At 38.8% G+C, this 25,983-nt stretch carries 16 protein-coding genes and 1 pseudogene; 15 read left to right on the top strand and 2 right to left on the bottom strand.

Going from position 1 to position 25,983, the window contains the following annotated elements:
• Positions 1–3 precede the first annotated feature (3 nt).
• The 7 genes from AB8M93_RS04720 to AB8M93_RS04690 all read left to right on the top strand — a co-directional run bounded on the left by AB8M93_RS04720 (position 4) and on the right by AB8M93_RS04690 (position 7,858).
• Positions 4–2,538 (top strand): heavy metal translocating P-type ATPase, encoded by a 2,535-nt coding sequence (locus AB8M93_RS04720; RefSeq protein WP_373056418.1) that lies wholly within the window; start codon positions 4–6, stop codon positions 2,536–2,538.
• A 47-nt stretch (positions 2,539–2,585) separates the two neighbouring features.
• Positions 2,586–3,026: a Fur family transcriptional regulator gene (locus AB8M93_RS04715; RefSeq protein WP_373056417.1), complete on the top strand. Its 441-nt coding sequence runs from the start codon at positions 2,586–2,588 to the stop codon at positions 3,024–3,026.
• Between the two features lie 59 nt (positions 3,027–3,085).
• A complete protein-coding gene (locus AB8M93_RS04710) occupies positions 3,086–4,402 on the top strand; it encodes an APC family permease (protein ID WP_373056416.1) in 1,317 nt (438 codons plus the stop codon).
• Between the two features lie 10 nt (positions 4,403–4,412).
• A complete protein-coding gene (locus AB8M93_RS04705; RefSeq protein WP_373056415.1) occupies positions 4,413–4,589 on the top strand; it encodes a hypothetical protein in 177 nt (58 codons plus the stop codon).
• 23 nt (positions 4,590–4,612) lie between these two features.
• Positions 4,613–4,969 (top strand): SpoIIAA family protein, encoded by a 357-nt coding sequence (locus AB8M93_RS04700; RefSeq protein ID WP_373056414.1) that lies wholly within the window; start codon positions 4,613–4,615, stop codon positions 4,967–4,969.
• Positions 4,970–4,973: 4 nt separating this feature from the next.
• Positions 4,974–5,876, top strand: a complete 903-nt coding sequence (locus tag AB8M93_RS04695) for a cation diffusion facilitator family transporter (RefSeq protein WP_373056413.1) — start codon at positions 4,974–4,976, stop codon at positions 5,874–5,876.
• An 80-nt stretch (positions 5,877–5,956) separates the two neighbouring features.
• On the top strand, positions 5,957–7,858 hold the full coding sequence (locus tag AB8M93_RS04690; protein WP_373056476.1) for a heavy metal translocating P-type ATPase: 1,902 nt from the start codon (positions 5,957–5,959) through the stop codon (positions 7,856–7,858).
• Between the two features lie 330 nt (positions 7,859–8,188).
• Here AB8M93_RS04690 and hutU read toward each other — a convergent pair.
• Both hutU and hutH read right to left on the bottom strand, forming a co-directional pair.
• Positions 8,189–10,242: pseudogene (gene hutU, locus AB8M93_RS04685) on the bottom strand (urocanate hydratase).
• Between the two features lie 51 nt (positions 10,243–10,293).
• Positions 10,294–11,778: a histidine ammonia-lyase gene (hutH, locus tag AB8M93_RS04680; protein WP_373056412.1), complete on the bottom strand. Its 1,485-nt coding sequence runs from the start codon at positions 11,776–11,778 to the stop codon at positions 10,294–10,296.
• Between the two features lie 209 nt (positions 11,779–11,987).
• Here hutH and AB8M93_RS04675 point away from each other — a divergent pair, with 209 nt between their 5' ends.
• The 8 genes from AB8M93_RS04675 to AB8M93_RS04640 all read left to right on the top strand — a co-directional run bounded on the left by AB8M93_RS04675 (position 11,988) and on the right by AB8M93_RS04640 (position 25,960).
• Positions 11,988–12,410, top strand: coding sequence for an HYC_CC_PP family protein (locus tag AB8M93_RS04675; RefSeq protein WP_373056411.1), 423 nt, complete (start codon positions 11,988–11,990; stop codon positions 12,408–12,410).
• A 131-nt stretch (positions 12,411–12,541) separates the two neighbouring features.
• Complete coding sequence (locus tag AB8M93_RS04670) at positions 12,542–15,622, top strand: SusC/RagA family TonB-linked outer membrane protein (protein WP_373056410.1); 3,081 nt, start codon at positions 12,542–12,544, stop codon at positions 15,620–15,622.
• A gap of 18 nt (positions 15,623–15,640) precedes the next feature.
• Positions 15,641–17,089 (top strand): RagB/SusD family nutrient uptake outer membrane protein, encoded by a 1,449-nt coding sequence (locus AB8M93_RS04665; RefSeq protein WP_373056409.1) that lies wholly within the window; start codon positions 15,641–15,643, stop codon positions 17,087–17,089.
• A gap of 71 nt (positions 17,090–17,160) precedes the next feature.
• A complete protein-coding gene (locus AB8M93_RS04660) occupies positions 17,161–17,886 on the top strand; it encodes a PepSY domain-containing protein (RefSeq protein WP_373056408.1) in 726 nt (241 codons plus the stop codon).
• 600 nt (positions 17,887–18,486) lie between these two features.
• Complete coding sequence (locus AB8M93_RS04655) at positions 18,487–18,900, top strand: HYC_CC_PP family protein (RefSeq protein WP_373056407.1); 414 nt, start codon at positions 18,487–18,489, stop codon at positions 18,898–18,900.
• A gap of 105 nt (positions 18,901–19,005) precedes the next feature.
• Positions 19,006–22,830: an efflux RND transporter permease subunit gene (locus tag AB8M93_RS04650; RefSeq protein ID WP_373056406.1), complete on the top strand. Its 3,825-nt coding sequence runs from the start codon at positions 19,006–19,008 to the stop codon at positions 22,828–22,830.
• Between the two features lie 3 nt (positions 22,831–22,833).
• Entirely contained in the window at positions 22,834–24,141 is a 1,308-nt protein-coding gene (locus tag AB8M93_RS04645) for a TolC family protein (protein WP_373056405.1), read from the top strand.
• Positions 24,125–25,960 (top strand): efflux RND transporter periplasmic adaptor subunit, encoded by a 1,836-nt coding sequence (locus AB8M93_RS04640; RefSeq protein WP_373056404.1) that lies wholly within the window; start codon positions 24,125–24,127, stop codon positions 25,958–25,960. The genes AB8M93_RS04645 and AB8M93_RS04640 overlap by 17 nt, the downstream gene beginning before the upstream one ends.
• Positions 25,961–25,983: the final 23 nt, after the last annotated feature.

Genomic DNA, 25,983 nt, shown 5'->3' with positions numbered 1-25,983 from the left:
ATTATGAAAAAACTACAAATAAAAATTCCGGTGCTATTACCTCAGGTACCTAATGAGAAAGATTCTTGTGTAAATAGACTTATTAAAGAGTTAGAGGCAGAAAATGGGGTAGAGAAAGTTCATATTTCCGATAAAGAGCCAGATGAAGTCCCACAATTATGCTTTCACTATGATCCTGACATAATCTCGATAGGCCGCATACAATCTTTGGCTGAACACACCGGCGCTGCCATTACAGAGAAATACGGTCATTTGCTACTGGAAGTAGAAGGGCTGAGGCATACCCGCCATGCTCGAAACATAGAGAGAAACCTTCTGGCAGTTAGCGGGATATTGGAGGCTTCTGTTTCTGCTTCAGGATTAATAAGGCTTGAGTTCAATAAAAAAGAAACAAATTTTGATGATATAAGTAACCAAATTGAGAAGGAAGATCTTAAGGTTCAGCGAAGTTCCTCAAACGAAAATGATTACGCCGAAGCATCCCAAAAAAATCGCGGAAGCTCAAAAAAGGAAGATAAAGTGAAACAAAGTTCCGCAGCGAACCATGATCACAAAGAGGGTGATGGTCACGCTGCCGGAGAAGATCATTCCCATGCCCATGGAGGAGTTTTTGGGAAAAACACTGAACTTATCTTTGCAATTATTTGCGGTGTACTTTTAGGAATTGGTTTTGGACTTTCTTTTGTGGAGACTATACCTGATTGGGTTAGTTTATCTTTATACATAGGGGCTTATTTCTTTGGGGGTTATTTTACTGCGAAAGAAGCTATTGAAACTGTGGCAAAAGGAGGTTTCGAAATTGATTTTTTAATGTTGGTAGCTGCTGTTGGAGCTGCCATCCTGGGAGAATGGGCAGAAGGAGCTTTATTATTATTTCTATTTAGTCTGGGACATGCCCTGGAGCACTATGCAATGAATAAAGCTAGAAAATCTATTGCCGCGCTTGCAGACCTAGCACCCAAAACGGCATTACTCAAAAAAGAGGGTAAAACCGAAGAAGTTGGAATTGAGGAATTGAGTATTGGCGATACCATCGTGGTTAAACCCAATAGTAAAATATCTGCAGACGGTGTGGTGGTCAACGGAAAAAGCAGCGTAAACCAGGCCCCAATTACCGGGGAGAGTGTTCCCGTTGATAAGATTCCCGTAGAAGATAAAAACAGGGACTATTCTGAAGACGATGAAATCAAGGATGAAAACCGGGTATTCGCCGGTACGATCAATGGTAATAATACCTTGGAAATAAAGGTAATAAAAGAAGCCAAAGACTCTACCCTGTCCCGACTGGTCAAACTCGTCAACGAGGCACAGACCCAGAAATCTCCAACTCAGCTCTTGACTGATAAATTTGAAAAATACTTTGTACCATCTGTACTGATATTGGTCGGTATCCTGCTTTTTGCTTTTCTGGTCATTGATGAACCATTTAGTGCTAGTTTTTACCGGGCGATGGCAGTATTGGTAGCTGCAAGTCCCTGTGCCCTGGCAATTTCAACCCCAAGTGCCGTTTTAAGTGGTGTGGCAAGGGCAGCAAAAGGTGGAGTGCTAATTAAAGGTGGTCGTCCATTGGAAGATCTTGGAGAATTAACGGCTTTAGCCTTTGATAAGACAGGTACTCTAACAGAGGGTAAGCCTAAACTTACCGAAGTAGTACCATTGGGTGATATTGAAGAAAATGAACTTTTAAAGATAGCCATTGCTGTTGAAAACCTGAGCGACCATCCTTTGGCCAAAGCCGTGGTAAGGGATGGAAAAGTGCGACTGAAAGGTGCCGAAATACCAAATGCTTCCGATCTGGAAGCTGTCCTGGGAAAAGGTATCAAAGCCTCCCTGGGAAATGATAAAATCTATATTGGTAATCTTGACCTATACGATGACCTTGATGATGAAAAACCGTCAGAAGATATATCCACTAAAGTAAAAGGGCTCGAAAGTGGGGGAAACACTACGATGCTTATAAGAAAGAACAAGGACTATATCGGCATCATTGCATTGATGGATACCCCACGTGAAGCTGCCAAATCTACACTGCAACAATTAAAGGAAATTGGCATTAAACGTATGATAATGCTAACAGGGGATAATCAAAAAGTTGCAGATGCTGTGGCAAAAGAAATAGGAATAACCGATGCCTGGGGAAGTCTGTTACCGGAAGAAAAAGTAGATGCAATAAAAAAATTAAAAGAGAAGGAAAGCAAAGTGGCGATGATAGGTGATGGGGTAAATGATGCTCCTGCTATGGCAAATAGTACCGTAGGTATTGCAATGGGAGCAGCAGGAAGTGATGTTGCCCTGGAAACGGCAGATATAGCACTTATGGCCGATAAACTCGAAACCCTGCCATTTGCAATTGGATTGAGTAGAAAAGCAAAGTCCATTATCAAGCAGAATCTTTGGGTAAGCCTGGGTATTGTAGCCTTACTTATACCAGCTACCATCTTTGGTTTTGCGAATATAGGTATTGCGGTAGTTATTCACGAAGGCTCCACACTCTTGGTAGTTTTTAACGCTTTAAGGCTTTTAGCTTATAAAAAATAGGATTAAAAAGATGATTTACAAGATTTTGTTTTTGAAATGAAATTGCCATGACCAAAACGGAAAAGATATTATCAAATCACGAGATTAAGCCTACTCAAATGAGGTTAAAAATTTACAAGTTTCTGAAAAGGAAGCAAAGTGCCGTGTCATTTTCCGATTTGAAAAAGGCTTTTGTACAAAGGAGTGAAACCAATAAAACAGCAAACAGAACGACTTTTTATCGTAATCTCAAGATTTTTGAGGATAAAGGCCTGATTCATCAGATTAATGATGGGACTGGAGTAGCAAAATATGCGATTTCTGATGAAAATGCCAGAAATAAATATGGTACAGATTTACATATGCATTTTTATTGTACAGACTGTAGAAAAACAATCTGTTTACCGAACAAAATATCGGAAGAAAGTTTGCCGGACATTTATGAAGTGTGTGATGTGAATCTAGTATTAAAAGGGATATGTGAAAAATGCAAAAAAAATAACAGGTGAGTGTTCTAGAATTCTGAACCTATACAGCTTAGGGGACCCTCTCTAACTTAAAAAATATTATGGCAGAACTAAAAAAATCATTGGGTACACTTCGCCTAACCTTCTACGGCGTGGGTACCATTGTAGGCGCCGGGATTTATACTGTAATTGGTGCTGCAGCCGGCCAAGCCGGTTACGATCTATGGTTAAGTTTTATTTTGGCTGCGGTGGCGGCCAGTTTTTCAGCACTTTCCTATGCAGAATTATCCTCCACCTACCCCAATGCTGGGGCTGAATTCATTTTCGTCCGTAAAGCCTTTCCTAAAATAGATATTCCTTCCTTCCTAACAGGTTGGACAATAGCTTTTCACAGCTCTGCCACGATTGCAGCTGTATTGCTGGCATTTTCAGGTTATTTAAATGTCTTTTTAAATATTCCGGCTTTACTGGTTAGTTATGGGGCATTAGTGGTTCTTGCGCTCATAAGTATTACCGGGATTAAAAAATCTTCCACGGCAAATATTATAATGGTCAGTATTCAACTTTTAGGCCTTTTTATACTTATAGCGATAGGATTAGCAGAAACCGGACCGCCTAAAGCTGAATTTTTTAAGATTGAATCCTTTTCAAATACTATTGCGGCTACTGCAACCCTGTTTTTTGTTTATACTGGGTTCGAGCATATGGCGGCCTTAGGCTCTGAAGTAAAAAATCCGGGCAGAACTATTCCAAAGGCTTTTTTATTGACAATGCTTTTTACAACGATTATCTATTTGCTTATTTCATTTACTGTACTTAATATAAGCGATCCTTCAAAACTCGCAGGTGTTGATTCGCCATTGTCGTTAGCCGCATCTAACCTAAATAACTGGTTACCGGTTGCCTTGGGTATTGCAGCCTTATTTGCTACAGCAAATGCCGCTTTTAGTGGTATCATTTCTATAAGTCGATTACTGTTTGGGATGGCAAGTGCTGGAGAGCTGCCCAAATTTATGACCAAAACTAATGCTCAAAAAGTACCCTGGGCAACTACTCTAATTGTAATGGTCGCTGTAGCCGGATTTCTGCTTTTGGGAGATATAAAGATCGTTGCCGGCATGTCTTCGCTGGGAGCTTTGCTTGTTTTTGTTGCCGTTAATGTGGCTCTCATCATATTACGTTTTAAATCTCCAAATGAAAAAAGGCCATTCAAGGTTCCATTATCAATAGGGAAAGTTCCCATCCTTCCCATTCTTGCCATAATTATTAGCCTAGCATTGGTGGTTCAATATGAATGGCAGGTATATGCAGCCTTTGTAGGAGCCATAGTGGTGGGCATAGTGCTAGATTATTTTTTAGATAAAAGGGAAAAAAAAGATATAGACCCGGAAAAGGAAAAAAAATTGTTTAACCATTAAAAATTTTAATATGGACTGGATGTTTGAAGATTTCAAAACTGAGCTTGATTCCCTGAATCCGGCCATTAAAAAGAAAGCATTGAAAATTGCCAGGCAATTAGTTGAGGAGAAAAATTACTCAAAGGAAAAAGCTATATCAGAGGCTATTCCCAGGGCTGAAGAGTGGTTTTACGATTTAGAGGGTTAATAATTAATTAAAAACGATATAAAATGTTACAAATAATCGAGTTACAAGGAAAAAATATTCTTGCCACAAAAGCTTCCGGCAAACTAAGAAAGGAAGATATTGAAAAAATACATCCACTGGTTCACAATATACTGGACAAGGGAATAAAGGTTCGTTGGTATTTTGAGATGGAGAAATTTACGGGCTGGGATTTTCCCGGATTATGGGAAGACCTGAAAATGGATACAATCCACGCAAAAGATTATGAGAAAATTGCGATGGTTGGAGATAAAAAATGGCAGGATTGGATAAGCCAATTTATGAAACCATTTACGAATGCAGATATAAAATATTTTGATTTAGAAGACAATGAAAGGGCGAAAGACTGGATAAAAAAATAATTCTATGGCTCACAATCACTCACATAGTTCACAAAATCACGGAAAAGCTTTTGGTATAGGGATAGCCCTAAATACCATGTATGTTGCAGTAGAACTATATTACGGATTTGTCGCAAATTCTTCAGCACTTTTGGCGGATGCGGGTCACAATGCCAGCGATGTTTTTAGTCTTATACTTGCCTGGGCTGCAATTATTATTGCCACAAAAAAACCCTCTAAACGCTACACGTACGGTTTACGAAAAACGACTATTCTGGCCTCGATGATCAATGGGCTAATTATTATTGCAGCTGCTGGGTTGATTGCCTGGGATGCGATTCAAAAGTTTCAAAATCCTGTTGAAATCTCAGGTAACCTTGTAATGATCGTTGCAGCCATTGGCCTGGTAGTAAATACTGGTACGGCCTTTCTCTTTTGGAAAGGACAAAAAGGGGATCTAAACATACGGGGTGCGTTTCTCCATATGGCAGCTGATGCCGGGGTTACCTTGGGAGTGCTGCTTGGTGGTCTCGCCATCAAATACACCGGCTTAACCTGGATAGATCCCGCGCTAAGTTTAATAATTGTACTGGTTATTTTATATAGTTCCTGGGGCCTTCTTCGTGATTCGGTTAAAATAGCGATAGACGCGGTTCCAAAAAATATTAATATTGACGAAGTTGAGGAATTTTTATCAGACCTTAAAGGGGTAGAGGACGTTCACGATTTACATATATGGGCTATGAGTACAACTGAAACTGCCCTCTCTACCCATTTAGTGGTTCCTAAAGGATATGATGACCAATTTCTATATGACATCCGTGATCAGCTATGCGATAAATTTAAAATAACCCATACTACCATTCAGATAGAAAAAGAATTTGGAGATAAAGAATACCAGCCTTATCAGGAATTAGATACTAATTAGAAGTTATGAAAGAAAAGAATTCAGTTATTTCAGAGGAAACTTCCTGTTCCATTCAGGAATCAGAAGATTGTTGCGGAAGTATGGCTGGTAATGAGGAAGAATTGGTTGCAAACAAACCAAGTTTTACTGTTTACATTCCGGCTATTTTTAGCTTCCTGTTTTTAATTATAGGAATTCTATTAGATTACCTGGGAACATTTTCCCGTTTTTCCAGCTGGATCAGAATCCTCTGGTATGCTGTGGCCTATTTACCCGTGGGTTTACCTGTGATGAAGGAAGGTTGGAAAAGTATCAAAAATGGGGATTTCTTTACAGAATTTCTTTTAATGTCCATTGCTACAATTGGTGCTTTTATTATAGGTCAATACCCCGAAGGGGTAGCCGTAATGTTATTCTATACGGTAGGTGAACTATTCCAGGCTTCTGCTGTAAAAAAAGCTAAGGGAAATATCAAGGCCTTGTTGGATGTAAGACCTAATGAAGCCTTACTGTATCAAAATAATAATTATGTTTCGGTGCCACCTGAATCTGTGAAAATTGGTTCAAAAATTCAAGTTAGGGTAGGGGAGAAAGTTCCATTGGACGGAAAACTGTTATCTGATAAAGCCTCCTTAAATACGGCGGCCCTTACAGGGGAAAGCAAACCAGATACTATCGCAAAAGGCTCAACCGTATTTGCCGGAAGCATTAATCTGAATGATGTTATTCAAATTGAAACCACAAAGGAATTTAAGGACAGTTCAATTGCCCGTATCCTGGATATGGTTCAGAATGCCATAGCCCGTAAGTCAAAAACAGAATTATTCATCCGAAAATTCGCCAGGGTTTATACGCCAATAGTTGTATTCCTTGCGATTGGCCTAACCTTTCTACCCTACTTTTTTGTTGATAATTATATATTCCAGGATTGGTTTTATAAGGCATTAATTTTTCTGGTAATTTCCTGTCCGTGTGCCCTCGTAATTTCTATCCCATTGGGTTATTTCGGAGGTTTGGGTGCAGCGTCTCGTAACGGAATCCTCTTTAAAGGCGCATCTTTTCTGGATACCATGACCAAAATAAATACTGTTGTGATGGATAAAACTGGGACCCTCACCAAAGGAGTGTTTAAAATAAAGGAAATTGTAAGTAGCCCTGAAATTACGGAAGAAGAATTAATGAAATACCTCTGGGCGATAGAGGAACAGTCAACTCATCCTATAGCTAAGGCTATCATGGAGTATAAAAAAGATAATTCAGCTTATAAAGCATCCCAAGTAAGTGAGGTTGCAGGAAAGGGATTAAAAGGAATAGTTACAGGTAAATCTGTTTTGATTGGCAATAAAGAACTATTGGATTCCCACGATATCATATCTCCAACTGAAATAAATAATATTGTAGAATCTGTGGTATTGGTGGCTATTGATGGTGATTTTGCTGGTTACGTCACTATAGCTGATGAGCTGAAAGAAGATGCACATCAAGCGATCAAAGAAATTCGTAAAACCGGAATATCGAAAATTATAATCCTCTCTGGCGACAAGGATTCTATTACCGGAGAGCTTGGTAGAGAAATGGGATTAGATCAGGCCATAGGTGGATTGTTACCGGAAGATAAACTCGATGAAGTAGAATCTTTAAAAAAACAGGTAGGAGTTAAAGTTGCTTTTGTAGGTGACGGTATTAACGATGCGCCCGTCCTTGCAACAAGTGATGTTGGGATAGCAATGGGTGGTCTGGGAAGCGATGTAGCTATTGAAACTGCAGATGTCATCATTCAAACAGACCAGCCTTCTAAAATCGCACAGGCCATTAAAATAGGCCGATCCACTAGAAAAATTGTGTGGCAGAATATCGCTTTGGCATTTGGTGTTAAAATAGCCGTTATGGTCTTAGGTGCTTTCGGAATGGCAACAATGTGGGAGGCCGTATTTGCCGATGTTGGAGTTGCAATGTTAGCTATCCTCAACGCAATTCGTTTGCAGAATATGAACTGGAAATAAAATTAGATCTTATTTGACGCTTTTTTACGGGCGAAAATATATAGATAATTTATTCGATTTGGATGAATTAGACTGCTTGTATTATAATATCAAAAAGATGAATCGGTATAAATATTTTAATATCAACACCAAAGGACTCTATATCTTCTCGTTTCTATAAAAACTCCAGAAAATTGCTATTCGCGGATTTACAAATTTTTAATACTCCTTTGGAATACTAATAAAGTTACTCTCTTTCCTCTAACATTTCACGGATTTATAAACTAGCAAATTGCAATATTTTTTAGAATCTATTAATATTTAAACTTAAAGCTATTCTTATAAGAAAGTTTAAATATTTATGTCTTTTAAAAGCTTTTCCTCAACTAAATTTGGAATAGTAACCTTCAATTGAGGCTCTCTTTCCATTTCTCTTCTAATGGTATTTATGGCTCCTTCATTTCGAGCCCACGATCTTCTGGTAATTCCATTATTTACATCCCAATGCAACATCGATCGGAGTCGTCTTTCGGAGGCCTGGTCACCTTCTAAAACCATACCAAATCCTCCATTAATAACTTCCCCCCAACCTACACCTCCACCGTTATGGATACTTACCCAGGTAGCTCCCCTAAAAGCATCACCTATAACATTTTGAATGGCCATATCTGCTGTAAATCGAGAACCGTCATAAATATTGGAAGTTTCGCGATAGGGGGAATCAGTTCCCGAAACATCATGATGATCGCGACCCAAAACTACCGGCCCAATTTCTCCTTTAGCTATGGCGTCGTTAAAAGCTTTGGCAATTTCAATTCTTCCCAATGAATCGGCATATAGGATTCTAGCCTGAGAACCAACTACTAGCTTATTTTCTTGTGCTTCCTGAATCCATTTGATATTATCCTGCATTTGCTGTTGAATCTCATCAGGTGCATTATTTTTAAGTCTTTGAAGGACTTCTGCAGCAATCGAATCTGTTTTTTCGAGGTCTTTTGCTTTACCTGAAACACATACCCAACGGAAGGGACCAAACCCGTAATCAAAACACATGGGTCCCATAATATCCTGTACATAACTTGGGTATGCAAATTTTTCAATATTGACGGCTTCTGAGGCAGTAACGAAATTTCCATTCTTATCTTGATAAACTTTGGCACCAGCCCTGGAAGCTTCTAATAAAAATGCATTACCATAATCAAAAAAGTAGGTTCCTTTTTTAGTATGTTGATTTATTGCCTCAGCATGCCGACAAAGACTTTCCTGTACTTTTTCACGAAATTTATTGGGGTTATTAGACATTAGCTCTTTTGATTCCTCGAATGAAAGGCCTACCGGATAATATCCACCCGACCAAGGATTATGAAGTGAGGTCTGGTCACTACCTAAATCAATATGAATGTTTTCCTTATCAAATTCTTCCCATACCTCAACCACATTTCCCTGATATGCAAAAGATATTATTTTCTTCTCCTGTTTTGCCTTTCTTACTTTTAAAACCAAGCTTTTAATATCTTTTACTACTTCATCTACCCATCCCTGGAAATGTCTTACTTCTACAGCTTTAGGGTTCACCTCGGCACAGACCGTAATGCAACCAGCTATATTTCCTGCTTTTGGCTGAGCTCCACTCATGCCACCCAATCCAGAAGTCACAAAAACAGATCCTTTTCCAAGATTTGCTCCGGTTGATAAATTAAATTTTTTGGCCACCATCCGTAATCCATTTAGCACTGTAATCGTAGTTCCATGAACGATTCCTTGAGGTCCTATATACATATAACTCCCTGCTGTCATTTGTCCATACTGTGTTACACCCAGGGCATTAAATTTTTCCCAATCATCTGGTTTTGAATAATTAGGAATTACCATCCCATTTGTTACAACCACTCTTGGCGCATTGGAATGGGAGGGGAAAAGCCCTAAAGGATGACCAGAATTAATAACTAAAGTCTGTTCATTAGACATTTCAGCCAAATATTGCATTACCAATCTATATTGTGCCCAGTTCTGAAATACAGCGCCATTTCCTCCATAAGTGATTAATTCATGCGGATGCTGGGCAACTCTGTGATCTAAATTGTTATGAATCATATGCATAATAGCTTTGGCCTGTAAACTATTGCCCGGATACTCATCTATAGGTCTAGCATATATTTTGTAATCAGGACGGTATCTATACATATAAATTCTTCCATAGGTATTCAATTCATCTAAAAACTCCGGAAGTAATGTAGCATGGTCTTTAGATTCAAAATATCTAAGAGCATTTTGAATGCGAGTTTCTTTTCTTGTTCATTTAAAATCTTTTTTCGTTTTGGAGCATGATTGATGTCTGGAGCGTATTTTTTATATACAGGTATGCTATTCGGAATACCCTCTAAAACTTGCATTTTAAAATCCATTGGAAGTAATTTTTTAATTCTAAATTTCTGATTATTAACTGAACTTGTAATTTAAACTTGAAAACCGGAAATAAAATTCTTTGAATTTTGAATATGGTAAGACATAATTTGATCTTCTTTTAGTATCGGTACTTTAGATCTAAATTTTTCTATAAAATCCTTTAAAAAAGGCGAGGTATTTTCTTCTCGGAAATAGAGCGCCTGTGATGAATTGAATAGTTCTATTGCCAGAATCGTGGAAACATTATTGATCACTTTTAAAGCTTTCGTAGCTGCATTTGCCCCCATACTTACATGATCTTCCTGCCCATTAGAAGAAACAATAGAATCAATACTCGCAGGAGAAGCATATTGTTTATTTTGACTTACAATACTTGCTGCAGTATATTGGGTGATCATAAATCCGCTATTTAAGCCGGGATTATTTACAAGAAATGGAGGAAGACCTCTTAAGCCGGAAATAAGCTGGTAAATTCTCCGTTCCGAAATGTTTCCAATTTCAGCCATGGCAATGCTAAGATAATCCAATGCCAGGGCAAGTGGCTGACCATGAAAATTTCCTCCAGAAATTATCTTGTCTTCATCTACAAAGATGTTTGGATTATCTGTGACCGAATTTATCTCCGTTATAAAAGTGTTTTCAACAAAGGAAATAGTGTCTTTACTGGCACCATGAACCTGAGGAATGCACCGAAAAGAGTAGGGATCCTGAACATTTGTCTTTTCTCTTTTACCAATTTCACTCCCTTTCAACAGCTCTCGTATTCTATCCGCTGTTTTAATCTGACCTCTATGAGGGCGCACTAAATGAACTAATTCATCAAATGGAGATAAATTACAATCGAAAGCGTCAATTGAAGTTGCACCTATAATATTTGAAAACTCGTATAATCTATTAGCCTCCAGCAAGATAAAAATTCCATATGCACTCATAAACTGAGTTCCATTTAATAATGCTAGTCCTTCTTTAGACCTCAGTTTTATAGGATCCCAACCAAACTCTTTTAATACGACCGAAGATTCTATTTTATCCCCATTAAAATATACTTCACCTTTTCCTATTAAGGGTAAAGCCAAATGGGCAAGTGGTGCTAAATCCCCCGAAGCTCCCAACGATCCTTGTTCATAAACTACAGGGAGTATGTCATTATTGTAAAAATCAACTAATCGGTTAACAGTTTCCAGAGCTATACCGGAATGACCATAACTTAAAGATTGTATCTTAAATAAAAGCATCAATCTAATAATCGGTTTTGGAATCGTATCTCCTGTTCCACAAGCATGAGACATCACCAGATTTTCCTGTAGCTCGACCAATTTACTAGGAGAAATTTTAACGTTACATAAAGATCCAAATCCCGTATTTATTCCATAAACCGGAGATGGACTCTCTCTCATTTTCTCATCCAGATATTCTCTAGATTTTATAATTTTTATTATAGATTTATCGCTTAATTTTAACTTTTTCTTGTCTTTTAATATTTTGGATATCTCCTTTATTTCAAGGTTCGAAGATGATATACGGTGAAACGCCATGATTTTAATTAAGTGTTTTTTGATTATAATTAGGAATAAATTCAATAATTGCAAAATTAATTTAATATTATTCAGTTTTTAGGTAAAAATTAGATGATTTTTGTGATTTCAATAAAAATAATCTGTATTTTCCTGAAAGCTAGATATATAGGTTAAAAATTTTTTCAAACATTGTTAATTGTATTAACATATGTTTATATTTGATTTTAATGAAAACGAAAGCCCTTCATACAGTTTCATTTTTACTAGCTGTTTTAGTAATATTCTCCACTTTTTCCTTTACGGTGGATAAGCATTTCTGCGGAAACACTTTGGTAGGGAAAGGAGTTTTTTCATCAGCTAAAAAATGTAAAACTGAAATGCATTCGTGTGGGGTGGAAGTGAATTCCCACAATACTACAAAAAAGGATTCTTGCTGCTCCAATGAAAAAGAGAATATAGATGGTCAGGATGAATTAAAGACATCTTCTTTTTCTTTTGATCTACTTTCACAAACCTTCATTATTCCTGTATTGTTTATTTCAGGAAATATTCTTCAAGAATTAGAGCGTCAGGCAATTCCTCACAAATTTTATAAACCTCCACTCCTGGCTTCTGATGTCCAGGTTATGTACCAGGTATTCCTCATTTGATTTTATTTGAAAAGGTAGCTTCTTAAAAGGCTATGCGTTGAATGGAAATATAATTTTATTTCCATAAGGCAGGTATTGGTATTCCAATATCTAATTGCCTGCAAAACATATTTATCTAAAATCAAATATTTATGAAAAATAATTTAAAAATCATTTTGACACTATTTTTAGTGTTATTAGTGCAGATAACCATTGCACAAGAGAAGACCATTACGGGCACTGTTATAGATGAAAACGGAATCCCAATGCCAGGAGTGAATGTGACAATTAAGGAATCTCAGACTGGTACACAAACCGATTTTGATGGAAAATATACTTTAAAAGCGAATGTGGGGGATGTCCTGAGTTTTACATTTATTGGAAAGAAAATTGTAAACCACACTGTAGGAGCTGAAACAGTAATTAATGTAAACATGGAAAAGAGCGCAGAATCACTGAATGAGGTGATGGTTGTAGCTTATGGATCTTCCGATAAAAGAAGTTTTACAGGAGCCGCCGAATCAGTAAATAATGAGGCTCTTACCCGTAGTTCTACAGCTAGTTTTGAAACGGCTCTACAAGGTAAAGTTTCCGGAATCAATATTTCTACCTCTGGACAACCGGGAGGTCAATCTAATGTCCAAATAAGAGGAATAGGTTCCATTAGCGGTAATACACAACCTTTATATGTACTTGATGGAGTGGTAATCAATACTAATTCAAACCTTAGAGCAGGCGACTTCATGGAAGGAACTACTGGATATAACCCATTATCTACTATCAACTCTGAGGACATAGAAAGTATAACTGTATTAAAAGATGCAGCAGCATCCTCTTTATATGGTTCCCGAGCAGCCAACGGTGTTATTATAATAACAACTAAAGACGGAAAAAAGGGTGAAACAGAAATTACTTTAGGAGTTGAAACAGGCTGGAGCCAGAATCTAACAGAAGAAAAACTTATTAATAATGAACAGTTTAAGGATCTTTGGATTGAAGGCCAGATAAATCAATATATACAAAATAATGAGAATGCTGAATTTTCCAGAGTATACGCTGATAATACCCTTTATAACGATTATGAAAATCAAGCGATAAGCGATTATGAAGGAATCTACGGAACCACCAATACAAATTCAGATTGGCTGGATGCTATTTATCAGAATGGTTTAACCCAGAAATATAATTTATCTGCCCGAGGAGGTAATGAGAAAACTTCCTTCTACATTTCCGGAAATTATCTTGATCAAACAGGGACTATTATAGAAACAGGTCTTAAACGTTATTCTGGTAGAATAAATTTAGAGAACGAGGCAAAAGACTGGTTAACTCTTGGAGTAAACCTTTCGGTAGCAAAAACCGAAAGAAATGCGGCAAATTTTGATGGCTCCTATGCAGGAGGATTAAATCCATTATACATGGCACGTGTTCTTCCACCTGCGGCTCCTATTTATGATCCGGAAGGCTATGGAGGTTTTGCAAACCTTCCAAATGATATTGAAAAAAATGCTAATCCTATTGGAGTTTTAAAAGTTGGAGAGTATGAAAATACTGAATTCCGCGTAAGGGGTGACGCCTATGCTAAATTTCAGATAATGGAACCTCTGAGCTTTAAAACTACGTTTGGTGTAGATCAGCAAGCTATTGACGAAACGCTTTATGATAATAAAGAATTCGGTGCAGGGGGTGGAATATGGAATGGAGTGCTTAATCGTGTGAAGAGTGAAGTATTTCAGTATACTGTTACCAATATTTTAAATTACAATGACGACTTTGGAAGTCACGGTTTAGATATTTTATTAGGGCAGGAATCTCAGGTTTCTAAAATGAATTCTATTAATGTCTATGGATATGATGTTTTAGATAGTGAGTTATTATCTGCAAGCAGTATTGGAACCTTATGGTCCCATACTGGGTTTGGGGAAAATTATTCTCTCTTATCTTATTTTTCCCAGGTTGGTTATAATTTTGATCAGAAATATTATCTATCTACAAGTTTTAGAAGGGATGGTTCATCAAGGTTTGGAAAGGATTCTCGTTGGGGGACTTTTTGGTCTGTTTCTGGAGCATGGGTAGCGACAGAAGAAAATTTTCTGGATATAAACGGGTTAGAATATCTTAAATTCAGAGGAAGTTATGGTACAAATGGAAATTTACCTCCCCAGTATTATGCAGCCCTGGCATTTTTTGAAACCGATGGGAAAGGCTATGGCGGAGAATCTGGATTGTCTTATGGACAACTTCAAAACCCGGATCTTTCTTGGGAGTTAAGTAAAAATTTTAATGTAGGAATGGATATTAATTTGATGGGAGAATTGGATCTGACTGTAAATTACTTCCGTAAAAAAACCGAAGATTTATTATTGAATGTGCCCGTTTCTCCTACAACGGGTTTCTTGACTCAGTTGCAGAACTTTGGAGAGATGATTAATAAAGGATGGGAATTTGAAATTGGATTCAATCCTATTTCTAACGAAGATTTTTCCTGGAGTACCAGTGCAAACCTTACGGTTCTTGATAATGAGATTACCAAGTTAAAAAATGATATAGTTCCAACCTATAGCTCCAGATACGGGCAGGATCCATTAATTATTAAAGAAGGGGAAAGTATTTATTCTTTTTATTTAAGGGATTATGCAGGTGTAGATCCTTCAACCGGTTATGCGCAATACCATGTGCTGGAGAACGGTGAAAGAACAGGTGATCTCACTACAGATGCTCAGGAAGCCGGATTTGGAATTTTTGGAGATGCTTTGCAGGATTTCCAGGGTGGAGTTTTCAATCAATTTATTTATAAAAACTTCACATTCGATTTCCAGCTTACATTCGGTTTGGGAGGAAAAGTATATGATCGAACGGCGTTTAAACGTGATGACGATGGATTTGCTCCCCAATATACCAATACTGTGGCTCAGCTAAATCCATGGAATCCGAATAATACTGATGCAACTGTACCTATCAGGATTAATGGTAATCCAACATTCTCAAATGATGTATCTACACGACATTTATATGATTCAGATTACCTCAAGCTGAAAAACGTCAAATTGAGTTATAACCTTCCAAACTTAGGAAATACTATAAAAGGCGGTTCTGTTCACCTTCAGGGAAATAATCTATTTCTATTAACTGAGTTAGATGGCTACGATCCAGAAGCTGTGGTTGATGGGGTAAACTTTTTTCAGGTGCCAACAGCTAGAACTATTCTGTTAGGACTTCAATTACAATTTTAGAACTTAAAACGTATTCAAATGAAAATATTAAGAAATAGCATTTTAATCTTAGGGCTTTTGGGGCTTCAAGGTTGCAGTAGTGATGTTCTGGATCAAACACCAGATCATGTAATTTCAGAGAACCTCGTGCTTAATTCTGTAGAGAAACTGGATAAATTATTAACAGGAACCTACAATGAAATATCACGTAATACTTATCTGGGAAGGGTTTTATATAAAAGAGCGGCTGTAAAAGGCACCGATTTTAGATTTGTGAAAACTACTTTTAATCCTAGAAATTATGAGCTAATTGCCTATAAATATGAAGAGAGTAGCAATAGTAGCGGAAGCTGCGAAGATTTGTGGATTCAGTCATTTAAATCAATAAACAACCTTAACCTAATCATTAATAATATTGATGCGGCTGAAGGAAACGAAGCTCAAAAACAAGAGATACTTGGAGAAGCTTTGGGTCTAAGAGGTATGATATATTTTGATCTGGCCAGAACTTTTTCCTACCCTTGGATAAAGGAAGGTCCATCAGCCCAGGGACTACCTTTAAAACTTTCTTCAGATGAGATTGTGACAGTGAGAAGTAGCCTTGGAGAAACTTATGATCAGATTATTCGTGATATGCAAAGCTCTCTTGATTTATTAGAGGAAAACACATGGAACCAGGGAAGCACCCAGTATTTGACTAAAACTGGAGTTAAGGCCCTATTAGCCCGAGTGCACCTATATAAACAAGATTGGGATAACGCTCTTAAGTATGCTAAAGAGGTAATTGTTACCAGAGGTGAAGAAAATCTTATGGCAGTTGATTCTTATGTTTTTGAAGATTATAATTCTGAATCTATTTTTGAATTAAGTATTACCAGTCAAAATTCTCTAGGTAGTAACGGACTGGGAGCTCAGTTTGATTTTAAAAACGGAGGTCAGGGAGATATTATTGCTACCCAAACTTTTGTTGAACTATTGAGTGAATATGAAGGCGACCCTAGGGCGGCATTGCTTGAGGAAGATAAAGAGGGTACCCAGCAGGCCTTCGTTAAATACATCAATAGGAGTGATGGAGGCGGTTTAAGTGCTCACAATATTCCAGTAATAAGACTTTCTGAGATGTATTTAATTGCAGCTGAAGCTGCGGCGAATGGTGCCGGAGGAGGAGAGACAGAAGCACAAGACTTTCTGAATTCACTTATAGAGAAAAGAACTACTAACTTCTCTTCTAGTCAGGCTACAGAAACTGGTGAAGAATTAAAAGAAAGGATCGCCGAAGAGAGAAGACGGGAATTAGCTTTAGAAGGTCACGGTATTTATGACTATATACGTAGAGGTAAAAATATAAATCGCCCCGTTGATGAGCATGTAAATACCGGAGTAGATGTATCCAATCTGGATATTCAGGCCACAGATAATAGAACCATTTGTCCAATTCCTGCCAGCGAAGTTGAAGCATCGGGTATGGAACAAACTGAAGGATACTAAAATAATTTAAGAAGAATCAGAAAAGAGATAGTCTTCGAAATCAATGACTATCTCTTTATTATCAAACAATTATGGTAAAAAGAAAAACAGCGCTTAAAATAAGACAGGCGCATAGATACCTGGGTATTTTTATAGGTATACAGTTTATAATGTGGACAGTAAGTGGTTTATACTTCAGCTGGACCGACATTGATGAGATACATGGTGATCAATTTCTTAAAACAGAAATAAAAGATCCTAATTTCTCCGGGCTTGGAAGTCCTACAGAACTTAATCCTGAAATTGAGATTAATTCTTTACAGTTAAAAGATGTTGCAGGTGAACCTTATTACTGGATTAATGAAAATATCCTTCAGAATGCCAGGACAGGAGAAATTAAAGAAACACTATCTGAAACTGAAGCAGTTGCAGTGGCCAATCAACATATGATAGATGAGTTAGAAGTGACCGGAGTTAAAAGAATAACCTCAACCGGAGACCACCATGAATATCGGGGTAAACCACTTCCAGCATACGTGATCTCTTATAATACATCTGAAGATATTAGAGCTTATGTCTCTGAAGCTGATGGAGCTTTTAGAACATTAAGACACCGTGACTGGCGTTGGTTTGATTTTCTCTGGATGACACATACGATGGATTACGAAGGTAGGGACGATTTTAATAATTTAATACTAAGAGCATTTTCTTGGCTTGGCTTAATTACAGTTTTAAGTGGGTTCCTATTATGGTACACTTCTTCACCTACAATTAGAAAGTTCACCAATAAAAAGAAGAAGAAAAAGAAGAAGATTTAAGTAAATAGGTTTTGATCATTTCAAGTTCATTTATAACCTCCGTTTATAAATATGAATATTGTATAAAATTGGGTCTGGGTAAAAGGCTATCATAACTATGATAGCCTTTTTTTATTTTTCGTATTTCTCAATAAAAGACTAAAATATTAATTCTTTTATAGCCATTTTTTATCAGAAATATTTATAAGTATATAATTATATAGACTGAGAGGTTTTAAAACGTTTTCTATGAGATCCTACAGAATTCCATTATGGTTATTAATTATGTACGCCAGCATTTAAGGATAACTCGATATTTGGCAATAAGGTAGCTTATTCTTAATTCAAATCCTTTCTTTTGGATAATGCTGAATTAAACCGATCACTTATCCTTTTTTCATCAGGAAGGGTTAATATCAAAGCAATAATCTTTTCTTTAAGATTAAATTATGAGCGTAGAATCCTTTAAAACTTCAAAAAATGAACAAAACATGATTATAGTCATGTTTTGACAGTCGTAAGTAACATAGTTTTGTTTTTATAATTCGATAAGAATAATTTATCTCTGGTCAGGGTCATTTGGATTAAAACCAATACTGGAGAAGGCTATTTCTGTTTAAGGTGAAAACAATTTTACAAAAAATATCTGCTTTTTCATTAGCGCTGCTGGTGCTGTTTTCTACAAGTTCTTTTGTGGTTGATCAACATTTCTGCGGAAAATTCTTAGTGGATTCGGCTGTATTTTCTAAAGCCGAAAGCTGTGGAGTGCACTTTCACGAACAGTCATCTTCCCAAAAGGAAGATCTTAGGGACCTGTGCTGTAACCAGAAAAAGATCATAGTGGATGGGCAGGATGAATTACAGTCCTCCATTGCTAAACACGAGCTTTTCCAACAGGTATTCCTGGTTGTTTCTCCGTCTCTTTGGGTGCATATATTCAAAGAACAGACCCGGCAAGCCGTTCCTTTTAAAAATTATTCACCTCCTCTCTTGGTTTATGATATCCCCACCCTGAACCAGGTTTTCTTAATCTGATTGTACGATTAAATTTCTCCTAAGACTTCACGCTGCCTCTCTAAGGGTAGTGTGTAAGAATACTTATAGTCTTTTTAAGATTACTAATTTAATTGTAATTCAGATATGCTTAATAAAATCATAAGGTTTTTCCTTGAAAACAAACTGGTAACGGTTTTAATTACTGTTGCCCTGATTGCCTGGGGATTCTCCACAGCACCTTTCAACTGGGAGAGTGATTTGCTTCCTCGTGATCCTGTACCCGTTGATGCCATTCCGGATATTGGCGAAAATCAACAAATTGTTTATACCGAATGGATGGGGAAGTCGCCCCAGGATATTGAAGATCAAATCACTTATCCCCTTACCACGGCCCTACTGGGTGTTCCTGGTGTGAGGACTATAAGGAGTAGTTCTATTTTTGGAGTTTCCAGTATCTATGTCATATTTGAAGAAGATGTTGAATTTTACTGGAGCCGCTCAAGAATATTGGAAAAGCTCAACTCCCTGCCTGCGGGAACATTACCATCTGATGTTCAACCAGCACTCGGTCCAGATGCTACTGCGCTAGGACAGGTTTTCTGGTACACCCTGGAAGGCCGAAATCCAAAAACTGGGGAACCTACAGGAGGCTGGGATCCCCAGGAACTCCGATCTATCCAGGATTTTTATATAAAATACTCTTTATCTGCGGCTGAAGGCGTTTCAGAAGTAGCATCTATTGGAGGTTATGTGAAAGAGTATCAGGTGGAAATTGACCCTACCGCCATGAAAAGTTATGGGGTTAATGTGCAGCAAATTATGAAAGCCGTGCAGGAAAGCAATATGGACGTAGGAGCGCGTACCATAGAGTTTAACCGTGCCGAATTTCTGATACGTGGCCTTGGTTATATTGAAAGTCTGGAAGACCTAGAAGAGGCAGTAGTGACTGTAAATGAAAATACCCCCATTCGTCTTAAAGAAGTAGCCAAGATCCAGATGGGTCCGGCAACCCGGCGAGGAGGTTTGGACAAAGCCGGGGCCGAAGCAACAGGAGCCGTGGTAATAGCCAGATACGGTTCCAACCCTCTGGCAGTGATTAATAATGTTAAGGATGAAATTGAAGCTATAGCACCTGGGCTCCCTAGTAAAACGCTGGTAGACGGAACCGTTTCAAAAGTAACCATCATCCCTTTCTATGACCGCTCAGGTCTTATCCATGAAACATTAGGTACCCTGGAAGAAGCTTTGAGCCTGGAAATTCTCATAAGCATTATTGTGGTGATCGTACTGGTATTAAACCTCAGGGCATCCATCTTAATCTCTACCTTACTTCCTATTGGTGTGCTTATTACATTTATCGTAATGAAGTATGCCGGTGTGGATGCCAATATTGTTGCTCTGTCCGGTATTGCCATTGCTATTGGGGTGATGGTTGATGTGGGTGTAATTTTCACCGAGAATATAATACGGCACCTGGAAATGCCAGAAAACAAGGGGAGGAGAAATCTCGAGGTAATCTACGAAGGCACTACAGAGGTAGCTTCGGCCGTTTTGACCGCCCTGGCAACAACCGTAGTGAGCTTTATTCCCGTCTTCGCTATGACAGGACAGGAAGGAAAGCTTTTTGGACCCCTTGCTTTTACTAAAACCTTTGCACTGTTAGCTGCCCTCTTTGTAGGCATCGTGGTAATACCAGCTTTGGCCCACGCACTATTTTCTTTGAATTTTGGTGCTACACGAACCAGGAGAGGTTGGAATTACAGTCTCTTTGCGCTCGGGATTTTGATGTTTTTCTACGTCCCATGGGTAGGTATCCTATTTATATTGCTAGCCTTAAACAATTTATTGGAACCGCGATGGCCAGATGGGAAGAAGAAATATGTGAACTATATTAATATAGCAGTCATTTTGATTGGAGTGTTGTATTTCCTGACAAAAGAATGGCTTCCACTTGGTGCTGATAATAGTTATTTCACCAACCTGGTTTTTGTTGCAGGCATTATTTTTCTGGTTCTCGGTGCTTTATTAATGGTAACAAGATTCTATCAAAATATTTTGACCTGGTGCCTTAATAACAAGAAAAAATTTCTGGCACTCCCCATTCTTATCTTTCTGTTTGGAATCCTTGCCTGGCAAGGATTTAATACAATTTTTGGTTTTGTAGCCATAGCCACAGATGAAGTGGGGTGGGATATAAGAAAAACAGATTCATGGATTGCTTTAGAAGAACAATTTCCCGGTGCGGGTGAAGAATTTATGCCTCCACTGGACGAGGGTTCATTTCTACTTATGCCTTCTACGATGCCACATTCCGGAGTCGAAGAAAATATAGAAACTGTCCAACAACTGGACAAGCGTTTAACTTCTATCCCGGAAGTGGATATCGCCGTGGGAAAGTGGGGTCGTGCCGCTACCGCACTTGATCCCGCTCCTATTTCGATGTTTGAAAATGTGATTAATTATAAATCTGAATATGTTAGAGACAAGGATGGATACCGTATAGCATACGAAGTAAATGATGAGGAACAATACGTGCTAAAGAACGGGAAAGTTTTTGATCCTGAAAACATGGAAAGGAAGAACCTTGATATTTCACAACTCATTCCTGACTCTGACGGGAAATATTTTAGACAGTGGCGTGATCATATTCAGTCACCTGATGATATCTGGGAGGAAATTGTAACAGTTACCAGTTTGCCGGGGGTAACATCGGCACCCAAATTACAGCCCATAGCTACCCGCCTTGTGATGCTTTCTACTGGAATGCGGGCACCAATGGGATTAAAGATATTTGGACCAGACCTTGAAACTATAGAAGAGGTTGGTTTACAATTGGAGGATATTCTAAAGGAAGTATCCGGTATAAAAGCTGCTTCAGTCTTTGCGGATCGCGTGGTGGGTAAACCTTATATGGAGCTGGACATAAACCGGCGGGCCATCGCCCGTTATGGCCTTTCTATTGGAGAGGTACAACGAATAATAAGTGCCACCGTGGGTGGTATGGCAATGACAACCACTGTAGAAGGCAGGGAGCGCTATTCGGTTCGTTTACGTTATGCGCGTGAGTTCAGGGACAACCCGGAAGATATAAAAGATATCCTGGTACCAACCCCGGTAGGTGTGCAGGTCCCACTGGGGGAACTTGCTGAAGTGCAATATGTCCAGGGACCACAGGTAATTAAAAGTGAAGATACTTTCCTGCTTTCATATGTGATCTTTGACAAAGAGAGCGAGTATGCTGAAGTAGAAGTGGTGGAGAATGCGCAGGAGCTTATTAATGAGAAAATTTCCCACGGTGAATTTAACGTGCCGGCCGGGGTAAGTTACAAGTTCGCGGGTAATTATGAGAACCAAATAAGAGCGGCTAAAACCCTCTCGATCGTAATCCCCATTAGTTTGCTGGTTATCCTGTTGATCCTTTATTTCCAGTTTGGCAATGTCCAGAGTACATTAATGGTATTTTCTGGGGTGTTTGTAGCTTTTTCCGGCGGGTTCATCCTGCTTTGGCTTTACAACCAGGAATGGTTCTTGAATTTTGACCTTTTTGGGGATAGTATGCGGAATGTATTCCAAATAGGGCCGGTTAATCTTAGTGTGGCCGTATGGGTTGGATTTATCGCTCTTTTTGGGGTCGCCACCGATGATGGGGTAATTATGGGAACCTATTTAAAACAGGTCTTTGAAAGGGAAAGTCCTGAAGGAAAAGAAAATATACGGCAGGCGGTACTGATTGCGGGGAGCCAGAGGGTTCGTCCTGCAATGATGACTGCCGCAACCACCATTATTGCCCTAATGCCCGTATTGACTTCCACAGGTAAAGGCTCGGATATTATGATCCCTATGGCGATCCCTACTTTTGGAGGGATGCTTATCCAGATCATTACCATGTTTGTAGTACCTGTTTTATATAGCATGTGGCAAGAGAAAAAATGGGAAAAGAAGACCTTAAAGCTAAAAGAAAAAAAATAGGAGATGAAAAATAGAACATATATTAAACAGGTTTACTGGCTAATGTTAATCTGCTTGTTTTTTCTTACTACGAGTATTTATTCTCAGGAGAACAGTCAGGAAAAGCAATATTTGGACAAATACCTGGTTATTGCAGCAGAGAATAACCCGGAGTTAAAATCGCTGTACAACCAATATCAGGCTGCATTGGAACAGGTGACGAGGGATGGTGCATTGCCGGATCCACAGCTCAATCTAGGCTATTTTATCCAGCCTGTGGAAACAAGGTTGGGTGCGCAACGGGGATCCGCTTCATTTAGCCAGATGTTTCCATGGTTTGGAACGCTTGACGCGCAGGAAAAGGTTGCTGTAGAACAGGCCAAATCAAAATTCGAGGCTTTTGAAGATGCAAAACTGGAACTTTTTAGGGATGTGAAAACCACATATAATGAATTGTATTATTTAAATGAGGCCATTAGGATTACAAAAGAGAACCTAGGTCTTTTAGCATCTTTTAAAGGCCTGGCTGAAGTGCAGTTTGAAAGCGGAAGATCCGGTTTCTCCTCTGTGTTACAGGTAGAAATGGAGGAAGAAGAACTGCAAACCCGGCTCGCTTATTTGGAGGATAGCCGGCAACCTTTAGAAACACAATTCGAACAGCTTTTGAACATAAGTCTGGAAGAACCTGTCTTTTTGCCAGAAGTGTTGTGGAAAGAACAACTCCTGTTAGGAAAGCAGGAGATCTTTCAGAACATTTTAAAGGAAAATCCACGGCTGGATCAGCTTGAATATGAAGCAAAAAGTTTTAAAGAGCAGGTGGAAGTGGCCCGAAAGCAGGGATTTCCCTCTATTAACCTTGGCGCAAGTTATACCAATATATCACCCAGAAACGATATTGATCCGCAGGTAGGATTGGAGGATAATGGGCGTGACGCGTTTATTTTTCCCCAGGTAGGGATCCGGCTGCCTTTATATCGCAAAAAATACAAGGCGATGAGGCAGCAAGCCTTGTTACAGCAAGAGGCAGCTATATTTAGGAAAAAAAACCTGGAAAACCAGCTCCTGACGGAGATGGAAGAATTCTACCGAAACTATCTGGATGCGCAACGTAAAGTGTTGCTGTATGATAGGCTCACTAATATTGCACGGCAATCCCTGGAATTATTGCAAACTGAACTTTCCACCGGACAAAATAATGTTTTTGAAATTATAAGGATGGAAAGGCAATTACTAGGGTACAACCTTGAATTAGTCCGGGCCCAAACAGAACAAAACAACAGTATATATAGGATTAACTATTTAATGGGACAACAATATGAAACGAATAGATAATAAAACAGGATATATCGCTATTGGCTTTTTGCTAGCTGGTTTAATCCTTGGATGGCTCTTTTTTGGCGGCTCTTCAGGTACGGAAACAACCTTAGAAGCCAATAGTAATGAAGAACTTCATTCCCATGAAGGAGAAGGAGAAGTATGGACATGTGCCATGCACTCCCAGATAAGAGAAGACGGTCCGGGACAATGTCCAATATGTGGCATGGAACTTATTCCGGTAGCTTCAGGTGGGCAAATGGTTGGAGAAGGAGAAATTCAGATGACCGAAGCGGCAATGAAGATAGCCGATATTGAAACGTTTAGGGTACAGGAATCTTCCCCGATAAAAGAAGTATACTTACCTGGAAAAGTCAAAGCAGATGAAAGATTGGTTTCCAATGTTACTTCCCGTTTTCCAGGTCGTATAGAAAAGCTGTATGTAAACTTTACTGGCCAGCAAGTAAAAAGAGGGGAGAGACTGGCTTCTATATATTCCCCGGAGCTGGTCCAGGCGCAAAAAGAACTGCTGGAAGCGGTAAGTTTTAGAGAAACCAACCCATCCTTCTACGAAGCTGCAATAAATAAGTTGAAATTATGGAACCTTACAGATGGTCAAATTGCCAATATCGAAAAGAATGGAAAAGTCCAGTATAATTTCGATATTTATTCCACACAGTCTGGCACCGTTATTTCCAGGAACGTAAGTGAAGGAGATTACTTAAGCGAAGGGCAGGCATTACTGGATATCGCAAATTTAAAGAAGGTGTGGGTTCTTTTTGACGCTTATGAAAGCGATTTGCCATGGATCAAAAAAGGAGATAAAGTGGAATTCTCTGCTGCCTCCATGCCCGGCCAAACCTTCACCAGTACGGTGACATTTATAGACCCGGTGATCAACCCCCAAACAAGGGTAGCCCTGGTAAGGACAGAGGTTGATAATCCAGGCGGGAGCCTAAAACCCGATATGTTCGTGCAAGGGATTCTCACTAGTAAATTGAAAGTCCTGGAGAATTCATTGGTGGTGCCAAAATCTTCTATTCTCTGGACAGGTAAAAATGCTGTTGTATATGTAAAGGACCAATCTAGGGATGAACCTACTTTTGAGTACAGGGAAGTGGTCTTAGGTCCTGAAGCCGGTGACCAGTATGTAATCCTGGGAGGCTTAAATGCAGGAGAAGAAGTTGTGGTAAATGGCGTTTTCAAAGTAGATGCCGCCGCCCAATTAGGTGGAAAAAGAAGTATGATGAATGCTGAAGGAGGAAAGGTAAATACAGGCCATAACCATGGGGATATGGATAGTCCCGATGCCCTAATGGAAATGGAAAAGAACACCGGCATGCCACAAAGCCAGGTGGACCATTCTAAAATGGAAAAAAGGAACGAGGTGGCAAAGGAGTTTAAAGATCAGCTAAACCAGGCGTTTAAAATCTATCTCAACTTAAAGGATGCCTTTGCCCAGGACAATGCAACTAATGCTGCAAATTCTGCAAGGGATTTGTACCAGTCAGTTTCCCAGATCGATATGAAACTTTTAAACAGCCCTGAGGCACATAGCCACTGGATGACCATTGAAAAAGAAATTTCAGCCTCGGCCAATTCTATTTCAAAAACTTCAGAATTAAAAGCACAAAGAAAACATTTTAAACATCTATCTGCCCATTTCAGCAAAGCCGTAAAATTATTCGGAGTGAACAAAAAGGTTTATGAGCAGTTTTGCCCTATGGCCGATGATAACAAAGGTGCTACCTGGCTGAGTCTTTCAGAAGAAATCCAGAACCCTTATATGGGACAGGCTATGTCTACTTGCGGGGAAATTAGGGACACTATAGAATAGTATTGAATAATTAATTAGTAATC

The organism is Autumnicola aciditolerans, assembly GCF_041679265.1.
In the GTDB taxonomy this organism is placed as follows: domain Bacteria; phylum Bacteroidota; class Bacteroidia; order Flavobacteriales; family Flavobacteriaceae; genus Autumnicola.
Note: the sequence above shows the minus strand (reverse complement) of the source record. Positions and strands in the feature narration are given on the sequence as shown.

Excerpts from the sequence above, each read along its gene's own strand:
- AB8M93_RS04720 (WP_373056418.1), top strand. The coding sequence starts at position 4 with ATGAAAAAACTACAAATAAAAATTCCGGTGCTATTACCTCAGGTACCT.
- AB8M93_RS04715 (WP_373056417.1), top strand. The coding sequence starts at position 2,586 with ATGACCAAAACGGAAAAGATATTATCAAATCACGAGATTAAGCCTACT.
- AB8M93_RS04710 (WP_373056416.1), top strand. The coding sequence starts at position 3,086 with ATGGCAGAACTAAAAAAATCATTGGGTACACTTCGCCTAACCTTCTAC.
- AB8M93_RS04705 (WP_373056415.1), top strand. The coding sequence starts at position 4,413 with ATGGACTGGATGTTTGAAGATTTCAAAACTGAGCTTGATTCCCTGAAT.
- AB8M93_RS04700 (WP_373056414.1), top strand. The coding sequence starts at position 4,613 with ATGTTACAAATAATCGAGTTACAAGGAAAAAATATTCTTGCCACAAAA.
- AB8M93_RS04695 (WP_373056413.1), top strand. The coding sequence starts at position 4,974 with ATGGCTCACAATCACTCACATAGTTCACAAAATCACGGAAAAGCTTTT.
- AB8M93_RS04690 (WP_373056476.1), top strand. The coding sequence starts at position 5,957 with ATGGCTGGTAATGAGGAAGAATTGGTTGCAAACAAACCAAGTTTTACT.
- hutH (WP_373056412.1), bottom strand. The coding sequence starts at position 11,778 with ATGGCGTTTCACCGTATATCATCTTCGAACCTTGAAATAAAGGAGATA.
- AB8M93_RS04675 (WP_373056411.1), top strand. The coding sequence starts at position 11,988 with ATGAAAACGAAAGCCCTTCATACAGTTTCATTTTTACTAGCTGTTTTA.
- AB8M93_RS04670 (WP_373056410.1), top strand. The coding sequence starts at position 12,542 with ATGAAAAATAATTTAAAAATCATTTTGACACTATTTTTAGTGTTATTA.
- AB8M93_RS04665 (WP_373056409.1), top strand. The coding sequence starts at position 15,641 with ATGAAAATATTAAGAAATAGCATTTTAATCTTAGGGCTTTTGGGGCTT.
- AB8M93_RS04660 (WP_373056408.1), top strand. The coding sequence starts at position 17,161 with ATGGTAAAAAGAAAAACAGCGCTTAAAATAAGACAGGCGCATAGATAC.
- AB8M93_RS04650 (WP_373056406.1), top strand. The coding sequence starts at position 19,006 with ATGCTTAATAAAATCATAAGGTTTTTCCTTGAAAACAAACTGGTAACG.
- AB8M93_RS04645 (WP_373056405.1), top strand. The coding sequence starts at position 22,834 with ATGAAAAATAGAACATATATTAAACAGGTTTACTGGCTAATGTTAATC.
- AB8M93_RS04640 (WP_373056404.1), top strand. The coding sequence starts at position 24,125 with ATGAAACGAATAGATAATAAAACAGGATATATCGCTATTGGCTTTTTG.